Raw genomic sequence first — 17,370 nt, forward strand, 5'->3', positions numbered from 1 at the left:
AGTCACGTTGTGTACGTTTAACTCGTTGTTCTCGTTTATGTTCCATAAAATAAGTCTCTTAAGGTGTAAACTTATTTCAGGACGGGACATAAAAAGCAATAAAAAAGCCTGCATTGCGCAGGCTTTTTTATTATAACTTTAAAATTTACTGATCACTGTTTGCCGCTTTACGTTCAGCAGTTGATGGCTGCTGTAATGTGGCATCAGCGGTATTGGCTTTAAGGCCGCCACCTAAACTCTTGTACAGCTCTACCTGATTGTTCAGGTTGGCTTGTTCAAGCAGCAATAGGCCTTGCTCTGCTGCATAAGAGGCACGCTGTGCATCCAGTACAGTCAGATAGTTGTCAATTCCGGCACGAAAACGGGCTTCAGACAAGCGGTAAGTGGTATTGGTGGCTTCAACCAGACGGCGTTGAGCCGCAATTCGGTCACCAATATTCTGACGTACAGCAAGTGCATCGTTCACTTCACGGAAGGCAGTCTGGATCGACTTTTCGTAATCAGCCAGTGCAATCTGCTGATCCGTTTCAGAAATCTTGATGTTTGCCTGACGTGTGCCCCAGTCAAAGATTGGAATATCCAAGCTTGGACCAATCGCCCAGACAAAACTGCCAGACTTGAACAGATCACCCAGATCAGCCGATGCATAACCTGCTGAGCCGGTCAGACTGATGGTAGGGAACAAACGTGCACGTGCTGCGCCAATATTGGCACCTGCCGCAGACAGACGGTATTCTGCCGAGCGCACATCTGGACGGTTAATTAGCAGATCACTTGGCAGGCCTGCACCGATAGCCGTATTAGAAGTGATACGTGTGATGTGTTTAGCCGGTAACAGGTTCGCCGGTACAGGCTGACCGACCAGCAGGTTTAACAGGTTTGTAGCCTGTGCCACCTGAGTACGGTAATTGGCCACATCATTACGTGCTGTTTCAACCGAAATCTGTGCCTGACGTACTGGTAGTTCGCTGTCGATGCCAACATCAAAACGTTTCTTGTTCAGGTTAAACGATTCTAGCTGGGCTTTCAGAGTCTGTTCAGCCAGTGCCAGATTAGCATTGGCAAAGGAATAGCTGAGCCAGGCCTGTGCCACCTGACCAATCAGGGCAATTTGTGTGGCATCACGTGCACTTTGGGTTGCAAGGAAAGTATCCAGTGCATTGTCACGCAGGCTGCGCACACGGCCCCAGAAATCCAGTTCATACGCAGTCACACCCAGACCGACATTATAAGTGGTACTCGGACCGCGACCTTGTGCACTGTTATTCAGGGTGTCCTGACGCAGCACGCTGCCACTGGCACCAATGGTCGGTAGCTGGTTATTTTCAGTAATCTGGTATTGCTGCTGGGCGCGCTGGATGTTCAAGGTTGCCGTACGCAGATCACGGTTATTGGCCAGTGCCAGATCAAGTACCTGTAACAGGCGCTGATCTGCAAAAAAATCCTTATAACCCTGTTCTGCCACAGAAGTACCAGACGCATTGGTATAGCTACTTGGGATATTTGCCTGTGCAACCGGCTCTGGGCCACGCATGCTTTGACACGCGGTCAAAGCAAGCGCAAGGGCAGATACCGCAATGCTACGACCTGTAATAGACCATAGATTTTGCATTACGACTTGTACTCCTGATTTTGTTGTTTTGGTTTGTATTTAAAGATGCTTCGAATCCACACGTAGAATACAGGAATAAAGAAGATCCCTAAAAGGGTTGAGCTGATCACACCGCCCAGAACACCATAACCGACCGAGTGCTGGCTACCAGCACCGGCACCTGTAGAAAGTGCTAATGGCAGTACACCAAAACCGAAGGCCAGTGTGGTCATAATAATTGGACGTAAACGCATTTTTGCAGCATGCAGCGTGGCTTCAAACAGCTCTTCACCTTGTTCCTGCAATTCTTTGGCAAACTCTACAATCAAGATCGCATTTTTTGCAGACAGACCAATGACGGCAATCAGTGCAACCTGGAAGTAAATGTTATTTGAAAGGTTCGGATCTTTGAAAATAATCATTCCCAAGAAGGTCATTCCAACCGCACCAACGATACCCAGCGGGACCACCAGAAGCACCGAGAATGGAATCGACCAGCTTTCATATAACGCTGCCAGACAAAGGAATACAATCAGTAAAGACAGAGCCAGCAGGAATGGGGTTTGTGAACCTGCATCACGTTCTTCTAAAGATAAACCAGACCATTCATAGTCGAAACCTTGTAAGCCCTTTTCAGGAAGCTTGGCAATAATTTCTTCCATGGCCAGCATGGCATCACCCGAGCTGACACCCGGTGCAGGTGTACCCTGAATATTCATCGCAGATACGCCATTATAGCGCTCTAGACGTGGCGAACCATACGTCCATTCACCTGTTGCGAATGCCGAGAATGGCACCATTTCACCTTTGTTATTGCGCACATACCATTTGTTCAGGTCTTCCGGCATCATGCGTGAGTTGGCCTCACCCTGAACATAGACTTTCTTGACACGACCGCGGTCAATGAAGTCATTAATATATGAGCCGCCCCAGGCCATACCCATGGTGCTATTGATCTCAGCAATGCTGACACCCATGGCACCGGCTTGCGCCTGATCCACAGTAATGGTGTATTGAGGGTTATCCTCTTGGCCATTTGGACGTACGCCCATTAAGCGTGGATCTTGTGCAGCCAGACCTAAAATGGTATTACGCGCCGCCAGCAGTTGATCGTGACTTTGACCAGCAGCCGCTTTTAACTGTAAGTCGAAGCCCGCACTTACGCCTAATTCAGGCATCGCAGGAAGCTGTAAAGGCATGATGTAAGAGGCATCTTTTACAATCATGTTTAAAGCCATACCACGTTTGATGATTGCACCCACCTGTGATTCGGCTGTGGTACGGTCTTTCCAGTCTTTTAACTGAATGAAGGCCAGACCAGCGTTTTGGCCCACCCCGGTAAATGAGAACCCAGCTACACTGAATACAGAATCAACATTGTCTTTTTCTTGCTCAAGGAAATACTGGGTCATCGTATTGATGGTGTTTTCAGTACGCTCAAGGGTCGCATTTGGTGGTAATTGCACCAAGGTCATCACCACCCCTTGGTCTTCATCTGGCAAGAATGAAGAAGGGAGTTGAACGAACAGATAAGCTAAAACAGCAATCACGGCACCGTAAAATACGCCTGAGAAAAGTTTCGCATGTGTCATGCGGTCAACACCGCGCTGGTATTTCACCGAGAGGCTGTCAAAACTTTTGTTAAACCAACGGAAGAAACGCGCGAAAATATTATTGCTTTCCGGCTTGTTCGGATCGTGTTGTTTTAACATGGTTGCACAAAGTGCAGGGGTAAAGGTTAAGGCCACCACCAGCGATAAAATCATCGCGGTCACCAGCGTGAGCGAGAACTGGCGATAAATCACCCCCGTCGTACCACTCATAAAGGCCATCGGTACGAATACCGCAGTCAATACCGAAGTAATACCGACCAAGGCACCAGAAATCTGCTGCATGGATTTTTCTGTCGCCGTGACTGGATCGAGGTGCTCTTCGACCATGACCCGTTCCACGTTTTCCACCACGACAATCGCGTCATCCACCAATAGACCAATGGCCAGAACCATGGCAAACATGGTCAAGGTGTTAATTGAGAAACCAAAGACATTAATAACTGCAAATGTACCCAAGACCACGACAGGCACAGCCATGGTTGGAATAATCGTTGCACGCCAGTTCTGTAAGAACAGGAACATTACCAGGAAGACGAGAATGATCGCCTCAATTAAGGTTTTCACCACACTCTTAATTGAAAGCTCAATAAATGGCGTAGTATCAAACGCAAGCTTGTCTTCCATGCCTGCCGGGTAGTTTTTACGCAGGTCAGTCAACAGGTCTTCAACAGCAGTGGCGGTATCCAGCGCATTTGCACCGGTTGCCAGCTTAATGGCCACACCACCTGCTGGTTTACCATTAAATTTAGACAAGAACTGATAGTTGTCTGCACCTAATTCTACCCGAGCCACATCACCCAGGCGGACTTGTGCACCGTTAGGCGCATTTTTCAGAAAGATGTTTTTAAACTCTTCCGGTGTCTGTAACAGACTCTGTGCATTTACTGTGGCGTTCAGCACTTGACCTTCAATAGAAGGAGCACCACCGAGCTGACCCACTGCGACCTGGGAGTTTTGTGTTCTAAGTGCTGCTGCGATATCACTTGGCGTGACTTGCAAGCTTGCCATTTTCGATGGATCCATCCAGATACGCATGGCATATGAACCACCAAATACCTGTACTTCACCCACACCTGCAACGCGGCTTAACGGTTCAGCGATGTTCGAGTTGACATAGTCTTTAATATCATCGGCTGACATGCTGCTGTCTGGTGAATAGAAGGCAATAACTTGCAGGAAGCTTGCGCCAGACTTGGTTACTTTGACCCCTTGACGCTGTACGTCTTCAGGTAAAAGCGCAGTGGCTGATTGTAATTTGTTTTGTACCTGAACCTGTGCGATGTCTGCATCGATACCTTGTTCAAAGTTCAATGTAATTGAGGACTGGCCATTACCCGCACTGTTTGAAGAAATATAGCGCAGGCCATCCAGACCATTCATTTGCTGTTCAATGATCTGGGTCACTGTATTTTCAACAGTTTCTGCAGATGCACCTGGATAGGTTGCAGCAATTGTTACGGTGGGGGGAGCAATGGTCGGATACTGGGCAATAGGCATATTGGTTAGGGTAAGAATACCGGCTAACATAATGACCAAAGAAATCACCCAGGCAAAAATGGGGCGATGAATAAAGAATTGAGCCATGAACTAGTACTCCTTATGCATTTGCAGCAGGTTTTTGTTCAGCTGGTTCTTTTCCATCTTCTGCCTTTTTCGCCTCAGCTGTAGGGGCCTGAGTGCCTTGTGGAGCAGCAGCTTTTGGCTGATACGGTTTTACCACAACCTGTTGTTCAGGCTTAACTTTGGCAATACCATCTACAATGACTTTATCGCCAGTGTTCAAACCACTGGTTACAATCCAGTTTTGGCCTTGAATCCCTGCTGTTTCTACCGGACGAGCAACCACCTTGTTATCGGCACCAACCAGCATCGCCATGGCTTGGCCAGTTGGGGTACGGGTCAATGCGGCTTGTGGAATCAAGAAAGCATTCGGTACTTCACCTTGTACAATTTGCGCTGTAGCAAACATACCAGGAAGGAGCAAGTGATTCTTGTTCGGAAATACTGCACGTAGCGTGACAGTGCCTGTGTCAGGATTCACGCTGGCATCCGAGAATGCCAGACGGCCTTCAACCGGATAGATACTGCCATCTTCAAGTTTTAACTTGACTTTCGTATTATTCGAGCTGTTGAGGCTACCTTGACTCAGCTGCTGGCGTAAACGCAGCAGTTCTGCACTGGACTGGTTGATGTCTACGTAGATGGGATCCAGACGCTGGATCGTGACCAGAGGTTCGGCCTGACTGGCAGTGACCAAGGCACCTGCCGTCACGGATGAACGGTTGGTCTGGCCCGAAATTGGTGCGCGTACAGTTGAATAGCCTAAATTGATTTCAGCATTACGCAAGGTCGCACGGTTGGCGTTCAAATCTGCTTCAGCGAGTTTGACCTGGGCTGCAATATCATCATATTCCTGTTTGGAAATAGCATTAGTGCCGACCAGCTGACGATAGCGGCTCTCTTTAACGCGCAGTACACCTAGATTTGCTTCAGCGCGGGCAATCGCAGCACGTGCATTATCTACCGCAGTACGGTTGGTACTGGAGTCGATTTCATACAGGGCCTGACCTTCACGAACGTAGCTACCTTCAGTGAATAGGCGTTTAAGGATTACGCCACTGGTTTGTGGACGCACTTCTGAAATCTCAAATGCTGTTGTACGACCTGAGAGCTCTACAGATTGCTCGACGCTTTGGGGCTGTGCAACCAGCACGCCGACTTCAGCCGGTGGCATTTGTTGTTGAGCACCAGCTTGCTGGCCTTCACTCGGATCTTTGCTACAACCAACAAGTGCAAGACTTGTTGCTAATGCGCAAGCAGTCAGGGCGGGAGCCCAAAGCTTTGCAGACATCATTATTCCACCTCAATTAGATTTTTATCTAAATATTTTTTTATTTTAGAATCGTGCAATATCTGATCCACACCATATACCACAACGAAATCCAAATAAAACTTATACTCCAGCCGGATATGACATCTGAAGGAAAATGTACACCTAGGTAAACTCTTGAAATACCCATAATCAGCAGCCACCCTACGGCAATCATTATGATAATGGTATGTCGGGAATGTTGCCGATATATGTAAATTGCCAGACAGCTCAGACAGGCCGCATATAGACTATGGGCACTTGGAAAAGAGCTTCCAAAGCTTTCCACCAGATGAAAGGATGCTGGGGGGCGTGGTCGGGCAATCACGAATTTCAGTAGCCAGGCTAGAAGTATTCCTCCGATAACTCCGATACATATAAAAATTACGCTTGCATATTTTTTATACCACAGTAAAGAAATACACCATAGTGTGGATAAAAATAATACAAATGGCATGCCACCTATCACTGATAAGGACTGTGCAATCTGATTTAAAATCTGGGTGCGATACTCACTCAGCCATTGCATACTGAGCAGGTCAAGCCGGCTCAAAGCTGCAATATTCAAGAATAAGACACTGAAAATTAAAAGCAAAATGCCGACAAAAAGTAACAAGTAAGGCATGCCGGAAATCCTTGTCCCTCTCACCGATAAAAGACCGGTTGATTGTCTGAACCAAAGTGTACTTGTCAGTACACTTTTTTTCAAGTGTGCGTATTTTATGCGAATTCCTTTTATTTATTAAGGAATTCTCTCTATAAAGCTTGGATAATTGTCGCAGTTTTAAGTTTTAGTCGATGTATGATTTTCGTCAATTTCAATCTCTTGCTTAGGTGGCCAGAAGAAATCGCTTGGCCGGGTCAGGAAGTGAGTCATCACTAATTTTGCGAGAGGTTTCCACTGTTCAAAACGAACCCGACGGGCACGTAAAGCCACAATAATCGTCAGGGTAAAGCTGACAAACAGGTTCGTCAGGCCAATCAGCAAAACCCCCAGAAAAGAAACGATGATCAGTCCAATATCCGGTCCATTAATACTGAGCAGACCCTGAATAAAGTTTGCTGCGGCAAAGGCAATATGACGGATGTCTAAAGGTAAACCGAGGATGAAACCGATGGTCCCCATACTGCCCAGCATGATCCCGAACAGAAAGTTACCCGCTAGTGCGCCAAGATTGCGCTCTATATAGTCAGCAAAGCGTTGCAGACGCTCGTGGCCCATCAGCTGAGACAAACGCACATGCGCTTTGAGACGTGGACCGACTTTGCGGTAGACGGCCATATTGTCAAAGTAACCGGCCAACAGCCCTGACAGGAACAGGCAAACCCCGGCAATGGCAGCATGAGGAATCGCCAGAGAAGTAAAAGGGTTCAGACTATGTAAAGTAGTGGTTGCTTTGGCATGGGTCAGCAGCGGTTCATGCAAGGCCACTTCCCACATCAGAGTAATCAGGGCGGCCACTGGAATGGCGATCGAGATATTTCCCAAAATTGCCACAAACTGGGTGCGGATAATATTCACGATCAGGGCGGCCAGCTCGGCGATTCGGGCCATTTTCGCGCCTTTGCGCTGCTGGACGGTGGTGGCTAGGGCGGCTGCGGTCATCGCAGGCTGTTTGGTCGCCACGGTAAAATGCAGCACATGGATCAGCATAAAACCTAAAGAGTAGTTCATGCTATAGCTAAACGCTTGCATCAGCGGTGCCATACTGACCCGGGCCATCAATATTTTGAGCGTTGCCATGATGGCAATGATGGCACCCGCACCAGCCGCTGACTTATACATGCCCAGAAAGCCTCGCTTGTCCGTACTGACATAATGCTCGCCGGTTTTGCTGGCATTTTCAGTGACTTGTAAGGCCAGTAATTCACTATTGGTTGCCAGCAATGCACGGACACTGCGCTCGCTATAAATGGCTTCGGTAATATCTGCAATAAAAAGCCCAATAGACTGATAACGCAGGTCATCTTCATCCATGACCATGTTGAGCAAAATTTCAACGCGTTCCAGACACTGCTCAAGTAAGGCCAGCATATAGGTCAGGCTGACACTGACTCCAATCCGTTTAGTAGAACGGCGAATCTTGGCGACTACATCATGACATTGTTCCAGCATCACCAGCGCTTGTGAGGCATCCGGGGGGGTAATCGAATCCACCAGCTTGACCGTGTTATAGCGTTTTTTATATTCCTGGATAAATTCGTTGATCTCACGGTTCTGTACCAGAAAAGGTGATTCATATTCCATGAGTTCAGGTTGGGCATTAATGAATTCTGGATGCAAGCCAATACCACTGATCCGGTAAGATAGAATAGTCAGGGCTTTGATGATTTCATCTTTAATACGGGTTTTTTCCTGCTGATTGGAATGTCCCTGATTCATGACCGAAAACAGTCGCTGCCAGTCGGATTCATCAAAATAATCCAGCCAGTATTGATCAGTACGCAAATAAAAGATCTTGCGGAACAGTTCTTGCAGATTTCGATGATCTGGAATGATCGGCAGTATATGCGCTCCAATCCGCTGGTTCAGCTGGTTCCAGAAACCGTCCAGCGACAGGATGCCAGTATCGGAAAACAGGCTGGTCTGCTTGTAACGGTTAATAATTCTTAGGGTAAAGGTCTGTAAGGTCGATACTGCATTGGGAGTCAGTAACAGGGCGCGAATAAAGATATTAAACTTTGCTTCGATCTCTTCGGTATCTCTGCTGTCCTCTGGCCTTATACGCTCTACAAGCTGGATTAGCAGGTTTTCATCCAGTACCACCTGAGGTTGCTCAAGCTGGTACTGCATACTTTGAAAAAGATCAACAAAATTAATATGCATAGGCAGGAAAGGTCATTATTGAATACGGTTTAGCGCCAGTTTGGCCAGATTGATCAGGGCCTGACGATACTCTGAGTCAGGCAAGGCGTTCAAGGCTAAAATTGCAATTTCTGTTTCTTCAGTCGCACGCTGGCGGCAATAATCCAGTGCTCCTGAACTGTTGACGATGCTGATCACCTGTGCCAAATGTTCGGTACCACCAGTGGCAATACTACGGCGAATAACTTCATGATCTTCGCCAGTGGTGTTCTGCATGGCTGCAATCAGTGGTAGGGTCGGTTTGCCCTCCATCAGATCATCGCCAATGTTTTTGCCTAAGGTTTCAGCATCGGAAGTGTAATCCAGAATATCGTCAATAATTTGGAAGGCATTGCCAAAATGGCCGGCAAATTTCCGCAAAGGTTCACGAAATGCAGACTGACCCGACAGAATAGCTGCACCTTCGGTCGCCAGTTCAAACAGGCGGGAAGTCTTGCCGTGAATAATATCTAAATAGGTTTTTTCTGTGGTATCTGGCTGATGCTGAGACTGTAGTTGCAGGACTTCACCTTCTGCGATTTCACAGGTACCAGTCGAGAAATCCTTGAGCAGGACCATATTGTCCAGATCAACCAGCAGGTCAAAGGCGCGTGAAATCAGGAAGTCTCCAACCAGAACCGCGGTCTGGTTATCCCAGGTGGCATTGGCGGTCGGGCGGCCACGGCGCAGGCCAGATTCATCTACGACATCATCATGAACCAGCGTGGCGGTATGCAGCATTTCAATGATCGCAGCCAGTTTGCGGTGTTGTTCCAGGTTTTCTGCACCACAGGCTTTAGCTGCCAAAAGGCACATGATCGGGCGCATGCGTTTACCGCCAGCTTCCACCACATGTTTGCTAACTGCCATAACCAAAGCAACTTTTGAAGTAATCCCTTCATTAATAAATGTGTCCATCGCAGCAAAGTCGTTAGCCACAGGAGCGAGAATATCTTGCTTAAAGTCGATGGTCATTTCAAAGAAAACCTCTAATTCGGTAAATCGCAGCGCGTAGTTTAACAATTTATAACATGAGTGAAACATAAGAAATGCATAAACTCCACTACAAATCAGCTTTTATCGTACTTCTTTGAATGGGTCAGGCATTTTCGCCTAAAAAATTTTGCCTGACTTTGCATGTCTTTGAATTTTATAGGTTGGCTATATTACTTAAAATTGACTGTTTTTCGCTATCATTTTTTATTAGCTCGTAGATGAGTAATTGATTTTATGAGCATAATTAAATTGTTAAAATTTTCAGTGAGTTTACATCGCACTATTTGCCTGAAATGGCTTGTTGTTTGCTTAAATATCCCTTAAAATCCTTGCCCTTGTGCAACCCCCAGTGGCGTTCGTTTTAAGATCGGTATATTCCTTTATCGGCACGACGACACGGGCATATTTGGAGTACATTATGTACGCAGTAATCCAAAGCGGTGGTAAACAGCACCGTGTAGTTGAGGGCGAAACCCTTAAAGTTGAATTATTGAAAGCTGAAACTGGTGCAACGATTACGTTTGACGACGTACTTATGCTTGTAAACGGTGAGAGCATTCAAATCGGTGCTCCAGTTGTAGCTGGCGCTAAAGTAACTGCAGAAGTGGTTAGCCATGGTCGTCACGACAAAATCCGTATTGTTAAAATGCGTCGTCGTAAGCACTACCGTAAGCAACAAGGGCACCGTCAATGGTTCACCGAGTTGAAAATTACTGGTATCTCAGGCTAATTACTAGGAGTAAATAGACATGGCAACTAAAAAAGCCGGTGGTTCGACTAAGAACGGTCGTGATTCGAATCCTAAGATGTTAGGTGTTAAAGTTTACGGTGGTCAAACTGTAACTGCAGGTAACATCATCGTTCGTCAACGTGGTACTGAATTCCATGCTGGTGTAAACGTAGGTATGGGCCGTGACCATACTTTATTTGCTACTGCTGATGGCGTAGTAAAATTCGAAGTGAAAGGCCAATTCGGTCGTCGCTACGTATCTGTTGAAGCTTAAGCTTTAATAGAAATAAAACCCGCAAATTTTGCGGGTTTTTTATATTAACTGAACTATTAAACACAGCTGAACAAACATTCAATAATTACCAGTTTACAAGAAAAATGATCCGTAATTTGAAACTATTCATAATAAAAAAGTTTTAAATATAGAATTAAACGTGATTTGAATTAGCTGTTTTAAGGTGGGTAATTAAAAGCAAAAAGTATAAAAATAGAATAGGGATATGAATAAAATTTTGAAAAAACTTTGATCAAGGCTTGCTTCAAAGGTAATACACAGCCTACAGAGGTCGGTTTCAATATGCTGGGCTGAGTATCAGTGTTGGAATGGGGGGAGGTGAACAGGGAAGTGTCATCGGTTGGAGTGATCTAACTGAAAACCATTAATATGTCTATAAACTGGCCACTACGACTAATCGGGTTATTTTGGCACGAGCTTTTCTGGGGATGATAAAGGAAATAGTGGCTAGACCCATAAACTAACGAGAATTTTAATAAGCTCCGAAATGAGCAGGAGCTTCTTTGTGATTGTTAATTTTTCTTCATCATGATGAACAAAAAAATCAATTTCGAATTAATAACCATACAAAAATTCTTATTTTCTATCATTTTAGCTTTTTATTTTCGTTTAAGATGAGGCATTGAATAAATTGCGCTGACGCAAATATAAAGGTGAAATTATGCAAATGCTTCGTAAAACCGTATGTGCGATGGCCTTGGGTGCAGTCACTTTAGGGCCGGTCATGAGTACAACCGTGTTTGCTGCGCCAGTAGCGGCTTCGGAGCAACAGGCCACTACCAGCCTGATCAAACAGCTGAACCATATTCGTAGTCTGACTGCAAACTTTGAGCAGACCACCAAGCTGACCGCTCCTAAAACCACCCAGAATAAAGGGCTGACCGCGCAGCATATGAATCAGACCTTTAAAGGGGTAATGAAGGTAGAACGTCCGGGTAAATTCTATTGGGAAACGTCAAGCCCATCGAAACAGACCATTGCAACCACGGGTAAAACCGTCTGGATTTATGACCCCGACCTGCAACAAGCAGTACGTCAGAGTCTGGATGAACAGGTAGCAAACACGCCTGCATTATTATTGTCCGGTAATACCAGTCAGATCATGCAGTCTTATCGTGTGACCCAGCCGAACAAAGGCAAGACTTATTACACGCTGTATCCCAAAAATACCGATGGTGTCTTTGAAAGTCTGACCATCAGTTTTGGCGCGAATAAAGCACCTACTCTGATGATTTTACAGGACTCTTTAGGACAGACGACCCATATTCGCTTTAATAATGTAAAAGTGAATAGCAGTATTCCGGCTTCCACCTTTAACTTTACCCCGCCAAAGGGAACGGACATTATTGATCAATAAGCTGGATGAATAAATACAGTTAAAAGCAACCTACGGGTTGCTTTTTTGATATGTACAGGGCAATTTGAAAGCAGCCATATTTTAGAGAGATAGAAGAATTTGGCTTGAAATAGGTGACAAGCACTGAAGGATAAGGAGCCGGGGATGAAGCAATATCCATTTTATATCCTACGCTGGCTGTCAATCAGCAGTGTCTTCATGCTGGGTTTATACGGTTGCCAGCCTGGATCTCAAAATAAGACACAAAAAGACGAGATAAAAATTGAGGCCAAAACAGTGCCTGTTCAGGAGGCTGCTCCGATAGTCTGTGACAAAGAAGGCTGTGTCCGCTTTGATCTATCTACCGTAGATACCCATATCCCGTGGATTGACCAATATTTTATCGAGCGGATCAAACGTACTGAACCGGTTGCCTTTAGTCCGCTGGTATCTGCTCAGGCTCAATCCAGACTTATAGACCAGCGCAGGATTCGGGTCAGTTATGTGGGGCAGCAGGGGCCGATTGCTACCTTTGTGCTGGAAAGCAGCCATCTGGCCAAAGCTTCTGGTCGGCGTATTCAGCATCAGGAATATATCAATCTAGATCTGGAGCATAAAAAGCGTCTGGCTTTACATGAAATCATGCTGGCTACGCGAGAGGCAGAACTCATGAATGTTGTAGATCAGCAATATCCAAACAAATTAAAGAAAGGAAAAGTTAAACAGTCACAGCTTAGGCTGAGCGATAATTATTATCTGGATCGGCAGGGACTGGTGCTGGTTTATCCGCAGAATGAGTTGAGTCTGGGCGCCCAGGGAGTGCTGGAATTAAAAGTGCCTTATTCACAGTTAAACGGTATTCTTCAGCCACGATATTTGCCGGTTGTACCCAAAGAGCGCCCTTAAATATTGTTCTAATAACCCCCAGCTATTGGCTTGATCACTGTATTTTTTAACGTTAAAAGCTTACACTATAGTCAGTTTTTTTCTTATCCAAAGATTGGTTATGATCGACCCGAAATTACTCAGAAATAATATTGAGGCTGTAAATCTAGCCTTGGCAAAACGTGGCGTGCAACTGAATGTAGAAGAGTGGGCTGCACTGGAAGCCCGCCGTAAAGAGATTCAGTCCAAAACTGAATCCTTGCAAGCTGAGCGTAATGCGGGTGCCAAGCAAGTGGGTCAGATCAAAAAAGCAGGCGGTGACGCTTCTGAGATCATGACCCGTATGGCGGCGATTGGTGATGAAATCAAAGCGGCTGAAATTGCGCTGGCTGAGCTGCAAGCTGAACTCGAAGAAAAGTCCCTGTCTATTCCAAACCTGCCGGATGAATCCGTGCCTGAAGGTAAGGATGAAAATGACAATGTAGAAGTCCTGACTTGGGGTACACCACGCGCCTTCGACTTTGAAATCAAAGACCATACTGACCTTGGTGAGATGATGGGTGGTCTGGAATTTGAAACAGCAACCAAATTAACCGGTTCACGTTTTAGCGTATTAAAAGGGCCATTGGCGCGTCTGCAACGTGCGCTGACCCAGTTTATGCTGGATACGCATACCCTGCAAAATGGTTATACCGAAGCCTATGTTCCATATCTGGTCAATGCGGATTCCCTGCGTGGTACAGGCCAGTTGCCAAAATTTGAAGAAGACTTATTTAAGCTGCAAGGTGAAAAAGAATTTTATCTGATTCCGACCGCTGAAGTGCCAGTGACCAACTTTGTACGTGATGAAATCATTGATGCAGAACGTCTGCCCCTGAAATATGCAGCGCATACGCCATGTTTCCGTAGTGAGGCAGGTTCTTATGGCCGTGATACCCGTGGTCTGATCCGTCAGCACCAGTTCGACAAAGTGGAAATGGTGCAGATCGTAAAACCTGAAACCTCTATGCAGGCTTTGGAAGAGCTAACCGGTCATGCAGAAGGTATTTTGCAAGCCTTAGGTCTGCCATACCGTAAAATCATCTTGTGTGGGGGCGATATGGGGTTCGGTGCAACCAAGACCTATGACCTGGAGGTCTGGGTGCCAAGCCAAAATACTTACCGTGAAATTTCATCATGTTCAAATATGGGAGATTTCCAGGCACGCCGTATGAAAGCGCGTTACCGTGCTGACCAGAAGAAAACTGAATTTGTGCATACCTTGAATGGTTCAGGTCTGGCTGTGGGTCGTACCTTGCTGGCAGTTATGGAAAACTATCAGCGTGCTGATGGTTCAATCGAGATTCCGGAAGTATTGCGCCCATATATGGGTGGGATAAGCTATATCGACTAAGGTCGGTACACAGCATTTTGTGCAGCATCAAGGTATAGACAGTCAGATTTAAAGTTTTGAGGTAATCCGTGGATATTTTTCCAATCTCGTTAAAGTTGCAGCAGCAACCTTGTCTGATTGTCGGTGGTGGGCATATTGCCTACCGGAAAGCATTATTGCTGCAGAAAGCCGGGGCAATCATTGATGTGATTGCTCCTGAAATTGAAACGGCTTTGCTGGAGATTGTGCAGCAGTCTGCTGGGCAGTATGTACAGGCACGTTTTAGTGCCGACCTGCCGCTGCGCCAATACCGTTTGGTGATTGCGGCGACCGATGAAGCCGATACTAATCAGCAGGTATTTATAGCCTGTGAAGCTGAAAATGTATTGGTCAACAGTGTTGATGATCCGCCGCATTGCCGTTTTATGGTGCCGGCGATTGTTGACCGTTCTCCTTTGGTGATTTCTGTGGCGACTAATGGCACATCGCCTGTGCTGTCTCGCCAGATCCGTACCCAGTTAGAAGCTGTTATTCCGCACGGCATGGGAAAACTGGCTGAATTTTCTGGAAAATGGCGCGCTGCGGTGAAAGCCAAAATTAGCAATCCGGATAAACGCCGGATTTTCTGGGAAGACCTGTACGCCAGTCCGCTGAAAGAACATGTATTTAATGACAATCTGGTCCAAGCGGATCGCTTGATTGAGCAAACCTTAAATGAATGGCAGCAACCGAAAGGTGAAGTCTATTTGGTCGGAGCGGGACCAGGTGATCCAGAGCTTTTGACCCTCAAGGCTTTGCGCTTGATGCAACAAGCGGATGTCGTCATCTATGACCGTCTGGTATCGGCACCGATTATGGAGCTGTGCCGCCGTGATGCAGAAAAAGTCTATGTTGGTAAGGCACGTTCCAATCATGCCGTTCCACAGGAAGGAATCAATGCCTTGCTGGTGAAATATGCCAGTGAAGGCAAGCGGGTCTGCCGGTTAAAAGGGGGAGATCCTTTTATTTTCGGGCGAGGGGGTGAAGAGATTGAAGAGCTCTTTGCTGCAGGTATTCCATTTCAGGTGGTTCCGGGGATTACAGCCGCATCGGGCTGTTCAGCCTATGCCGGAATTCCACTGACTCATCGTGACTATGCACAAAGTGTACGTTTTCTGACCGGACATTTAAAAGAAGGTTCACCTGAACTGCCTTGGTCTGAGCTGGTTTATGAAAATCAGACACTGGTGTTGTATATGGGTCTGATTGGACTGGAAACTATTTGCAAAAAGTTAATTGCACATGGTCAGCGTCCCGATATGCCTGTGGCTTTGGTGTCTAAAGGCACCACGCCCGAGCAGAAGGTTGTAGTGGGAACCCTGCAAAATATTGCAGCTCAAGTATCCGAGCATCAAATTCAGGCCCCGACTTTGACCATTATTGGTGAGGTGGTCCGCTTGCGTGAAAAGTTGCAATGGCAGGAGCGCGCTGAGGCGTGATTGTAGCTCTGTCAGAGCGTTAATTGATTGCTTCAGCGCAGGTCGCAAGTCTTGTATAAGATGAGCGATACTTAATGCCCTTGATCTGTTATATCTGTAAAAAACGATGCAGGAACAATGTTTAGATCCGATATATCAGCTAAACCCTGTGTCTATATTTAAAATATTGAGTGAATAAAAGTGATCCATGTCGTTCTCTATGAACCAGAAATTCCTGCAAATACAGGGAATATCATTCGCCTGTGTGCCAATACAGGCGCACAATTACATTTGATCAAACCGCTAGGATTTGAGCTGGATGATAAAAAACTGAAACGGGCTGGTTTAGATTATCATGAATATGCCAATCTACAGATCTGGGACAATATCGAAGATTGTCTGGCTGATCTGGCCAGCAAGGGTGTCGGAATTGATGCGGTTTATCCGCTGACCACCAAAGGTTTTGAAACGCCGCATACCTCAGATTTAAACCGCCCGGTGGCGCTACTCATGGGGCCTGAAACCCGAGGCCTGCCTGAACAGGTACGTTTGATGTTCCCACAAAAGCACTGGATTCGTCTGCCGATGGCTGAAAATTCCCGTAGTTTGAACCTGTCGAATGCCACTGCCGTGATTGTCTATGAAGCCTGGCGTCAGCAGGGTTTTAAAGCCCTTTAATCTTTGGATGCATGACAAGCTGCCTAAGTGCAGCTTTTTTATTTCCTTGGTACTCATCCTCCTCTTGGCTTCATTTGTTATGATGAGCTGAATAAAAGCAACGGAAATAACAAGGATATGTGTCTGAAGCCGATCTTAACACTGTCCCTCGGCCTATATTTGGGAATGACCGCTTTACCGCTTCATGCTGAAGAGGAAACAGTAGCAGCGACAGAAAAGATTCAGCCTATCACTCAGGCAGAAGTGCAGCAGAGTCTGACAGAGATGCAGCAGCGTTTAAATCTTCGCATTGAGCAGTGGGGGCAATCACTTCAGCGTGATGATTTTGAATGGACCTGGCATGGACGTAAACTGAAGCAGTCCAAACGTCAGGAAGTCTGTGATATTTTCCAACAAGTGGTCAATGAAATGTATCAGCTCATGGTTGAAAATAAAGCCCGTTTACGCCCCGAAGACCAGAAACTCTTGTCGAATCGTGACGGGTTTATTGAAAAACTGGGTTATCAGAATAATCGGGTCAATACCAAGATGGGCTTTGATTGCCGTTTACACTAAGCACAGCAAAATCCAAGCCTAAAAAAGGCGCATCAAGCGCCTTTTTTAAAGTTAAACATGTCCCGTCCTGAAATAAGTTTACACCTTAAGAGACTTATTTTATGGAACATAAACGAGAACAACGAGTTAAACGTACACAACGTGACTA

Annotated in this window: 14 protein-coding genes; 8 read left to right on the forward strand and 6 right to left on the reverse strand. The window is 46.1% G+C overall.

Features of this window, described 5'->3' with window-relative positions; all coding sequences use genetic code 11:
- Nucleotides 1–145: 145 nt before the first annotated feature.
- The 6 genes from adeK to sdsA form a co-directional block, all read right to left on the reverse strand.
- The gene (gene adeK, locus NI461_RS12830) at nucleotides 146–1,612 is read right to left on the reverse strand and encodes a multidrug efflux RND transporter AdeIJK outer membrane channel subunit AdeK (RefSeq protein WP_151205814.1); all 1,467 of its coding nucleotides are present in this window, start codon (nucleotides 1,610–1,612) and stop codon (nucleotides 146–148) included.
- The gene (locus tag NI461_RS12835; protein WP_174660176.1) at nucleotides 1,612–4,788 is read right to left on the reverse strand and encodes an efflux RND transporter permease subunit; all 3,177 of its coding nucleotides are present in this window, start codon (nucleotides 4,786–4,788) and stop codon (nucleotides 1,612–1,614) included. Before NI461_RS12835 ends, adeK begins: the two co-directional genes overlap by 1 nt.
- Before the next feature lie 13 nt (nucleotides 4,789–4,801).
- Nucleotides 4,802–6,058 (reverse strand): efflux RND transporter periplasmic adaptor subunit, encoded by a 1,257-nt coding sequence (locus NI461_RS12840; protein ID WP_174660175.1) that lies wholly within the window; start codon nucleotides 6,056–6,058, stop codon nucleotides 4,802–4,804.
- Between the two features lie 37 nt (nucleotides 6,059–6,095).
- Entirely contained in the window at nucleotides 6,096–6,698 is a 603-nt protein-coding gene (locus tag NI461_RS12845) for a phosphatase PAP2 family protein (RefSeq protein ID WP_253157505.1), read from the reverse strand.
- A 159-nt stretch (nucleotides 6,699–6,857) separates the two neighbouring features.
- Nucleotides 6,858–8,900, reverse strand: coding sequence for a site-specific recombinase (locus NI461_RS12850; RefSeq protein WP_253157507.1), 2,043 nt, complete (start codon nucleotides 8,898–8,900; stop codon nucleotides 6,858–6,860).
- Nucleotides 8,901–8,915: 15 nt separating this feature from the next.
- On the reverse strand, nucleotides 8,916–9,893 hold the full coding sequence (sdsA, locus tag NI461_RS12855) for an All-trans-nonaprenyl-diphosphate synthase (RefSeq protein WP_253157510.1): 978 nt from the start codon (nucleotides 9,891–9,893) through the stop codon (nucleotides 8,916–8,918).
- Nucleotides 9,894–10,332: 439 nt separating this feature from the next.
- On the opposite strand from sdsA, the gene rplU reads away from it, so the two are divergent.
- From rplU to NI461_RS12895, 8 genes are all read left to right on the forward strand, one after another.
- Nucleotides 10,333–10,644 carry a 50S ribosomal protein L21 gene (rplU, locus tag NI461_RS12860; RefSeq protein ID WP_151205530.1) on the forward strand — a complete coding sequence of 104 codons (312 nt, stop codon included), beginning with the start codon at nucleotides 10,333–10,335 and terminating at the stop codon, nucleotides 10,642–10,644.
- A gap of 19 nt (nucleotides 10,645–10,663) precedes the next feature.
- Complete coding sequence (gene rpmA, locus NI461_RS12865; protein ID WP_004814861.1) at nucleotides 10,664–10,918, forward strand: 50S ribosomal protein L27; 255 nt, start codon at nucleotides 10,664–10,666, stop codon at nucleotides 10,916–10,918.
- 682 nt (nucleotides 10,919–11,600) lie between these two features.
- The gene (gene lolA, locus NI461_RS12870; RefSeq protein ID WP_151205819.1) at nucleotides 11,601–12,296 is read left to right on the forward strand and encodes an outer membrane lipoprotein chaperone LolA; all 696 of its coding nucleotides are present in this window, start codon (nucleotides 11,601–11,603) and stop codon (nucleotides 12,294–12,296) included.
- Between the two features lie 144 nt (nucleotides 12,297–12,440).
- Entirely contained in the window at nucleotides 12,441–13,181 is a 741-nt protein-coding gene (locus NI461_RS12875) for a DUF3298 domain-containing protein (protein WP_253157512.1), read from the forward strand.
- A gap of 100 nt (nucleotides 13,182–13,281) precedes the next feature.
- Nucleotides 13,282–14,553 carry a serine--tRNA ligase gene (gene serS, locus NI461_RS12880; RefSeq protein ID WP_253157515.1) on the forward strand — a complete coding sequence of 424 codons (1,272 nt, stop codon included), beginning with the start codon at nucleotides 13,282–13,284 and terminating at the stop codon, nucleotides 14,551–14,553.
- Nucleotides 14,554–14,621: 68 nt separating this feature from the next.
- Nucleotides 14,622–16,010 (forward strand): siroheme synthase CysG, encoded by a 1,389-nt coding sequence (gene cysG / locus NI461_RS12885; protein ID WP_253157518.1) that lies wholly within the window; start codon nucleotides 14,622–14,624, stop codon nucleotides 16,008–16,010.
- A 180-nt stretch (nucleotides 16,011–16,190) separates the two neighbouring features.
- Nucleotides 16,191–16,667, forward strand: a complete 477-nt coding sequence (locus NI461_RS12890) for a tRNA (cytidine(34)-2'-O)-methyltransferase (RefSeq protein ID WP_151204061.1) — start codon at nucleotides 16,191–16,193, stop codon at nucleotides 16,665–16,667.
- A 165-nt stretch (nucleotides 16,668–16,832) separates the two neighbouring features.
- Nucleotides 16,833–17,222, forward strand: coding sequence for a hypothetical protein (locus NI461_RS12895; RefSeq protein ID WP_227548213.1), 390 nt, complete (start codon nucleotides 16,833–16,835; stop codon nucleotides 17,220–17,222).
- Nucleotides 17,223–17,370 lie beyond the last annotated feature (148 nt).

This window comes from Acinetobacter sp. S4400-12 (assembly GCF_024129495.1).
GTDB classification, from domain to species: Bacteria; Pseudomonadota; Gammaproteobacteria; order Pseudomonadales; family Moraxellaceae; genus Acinetobacter; species Acinetobacter lwoffii_C.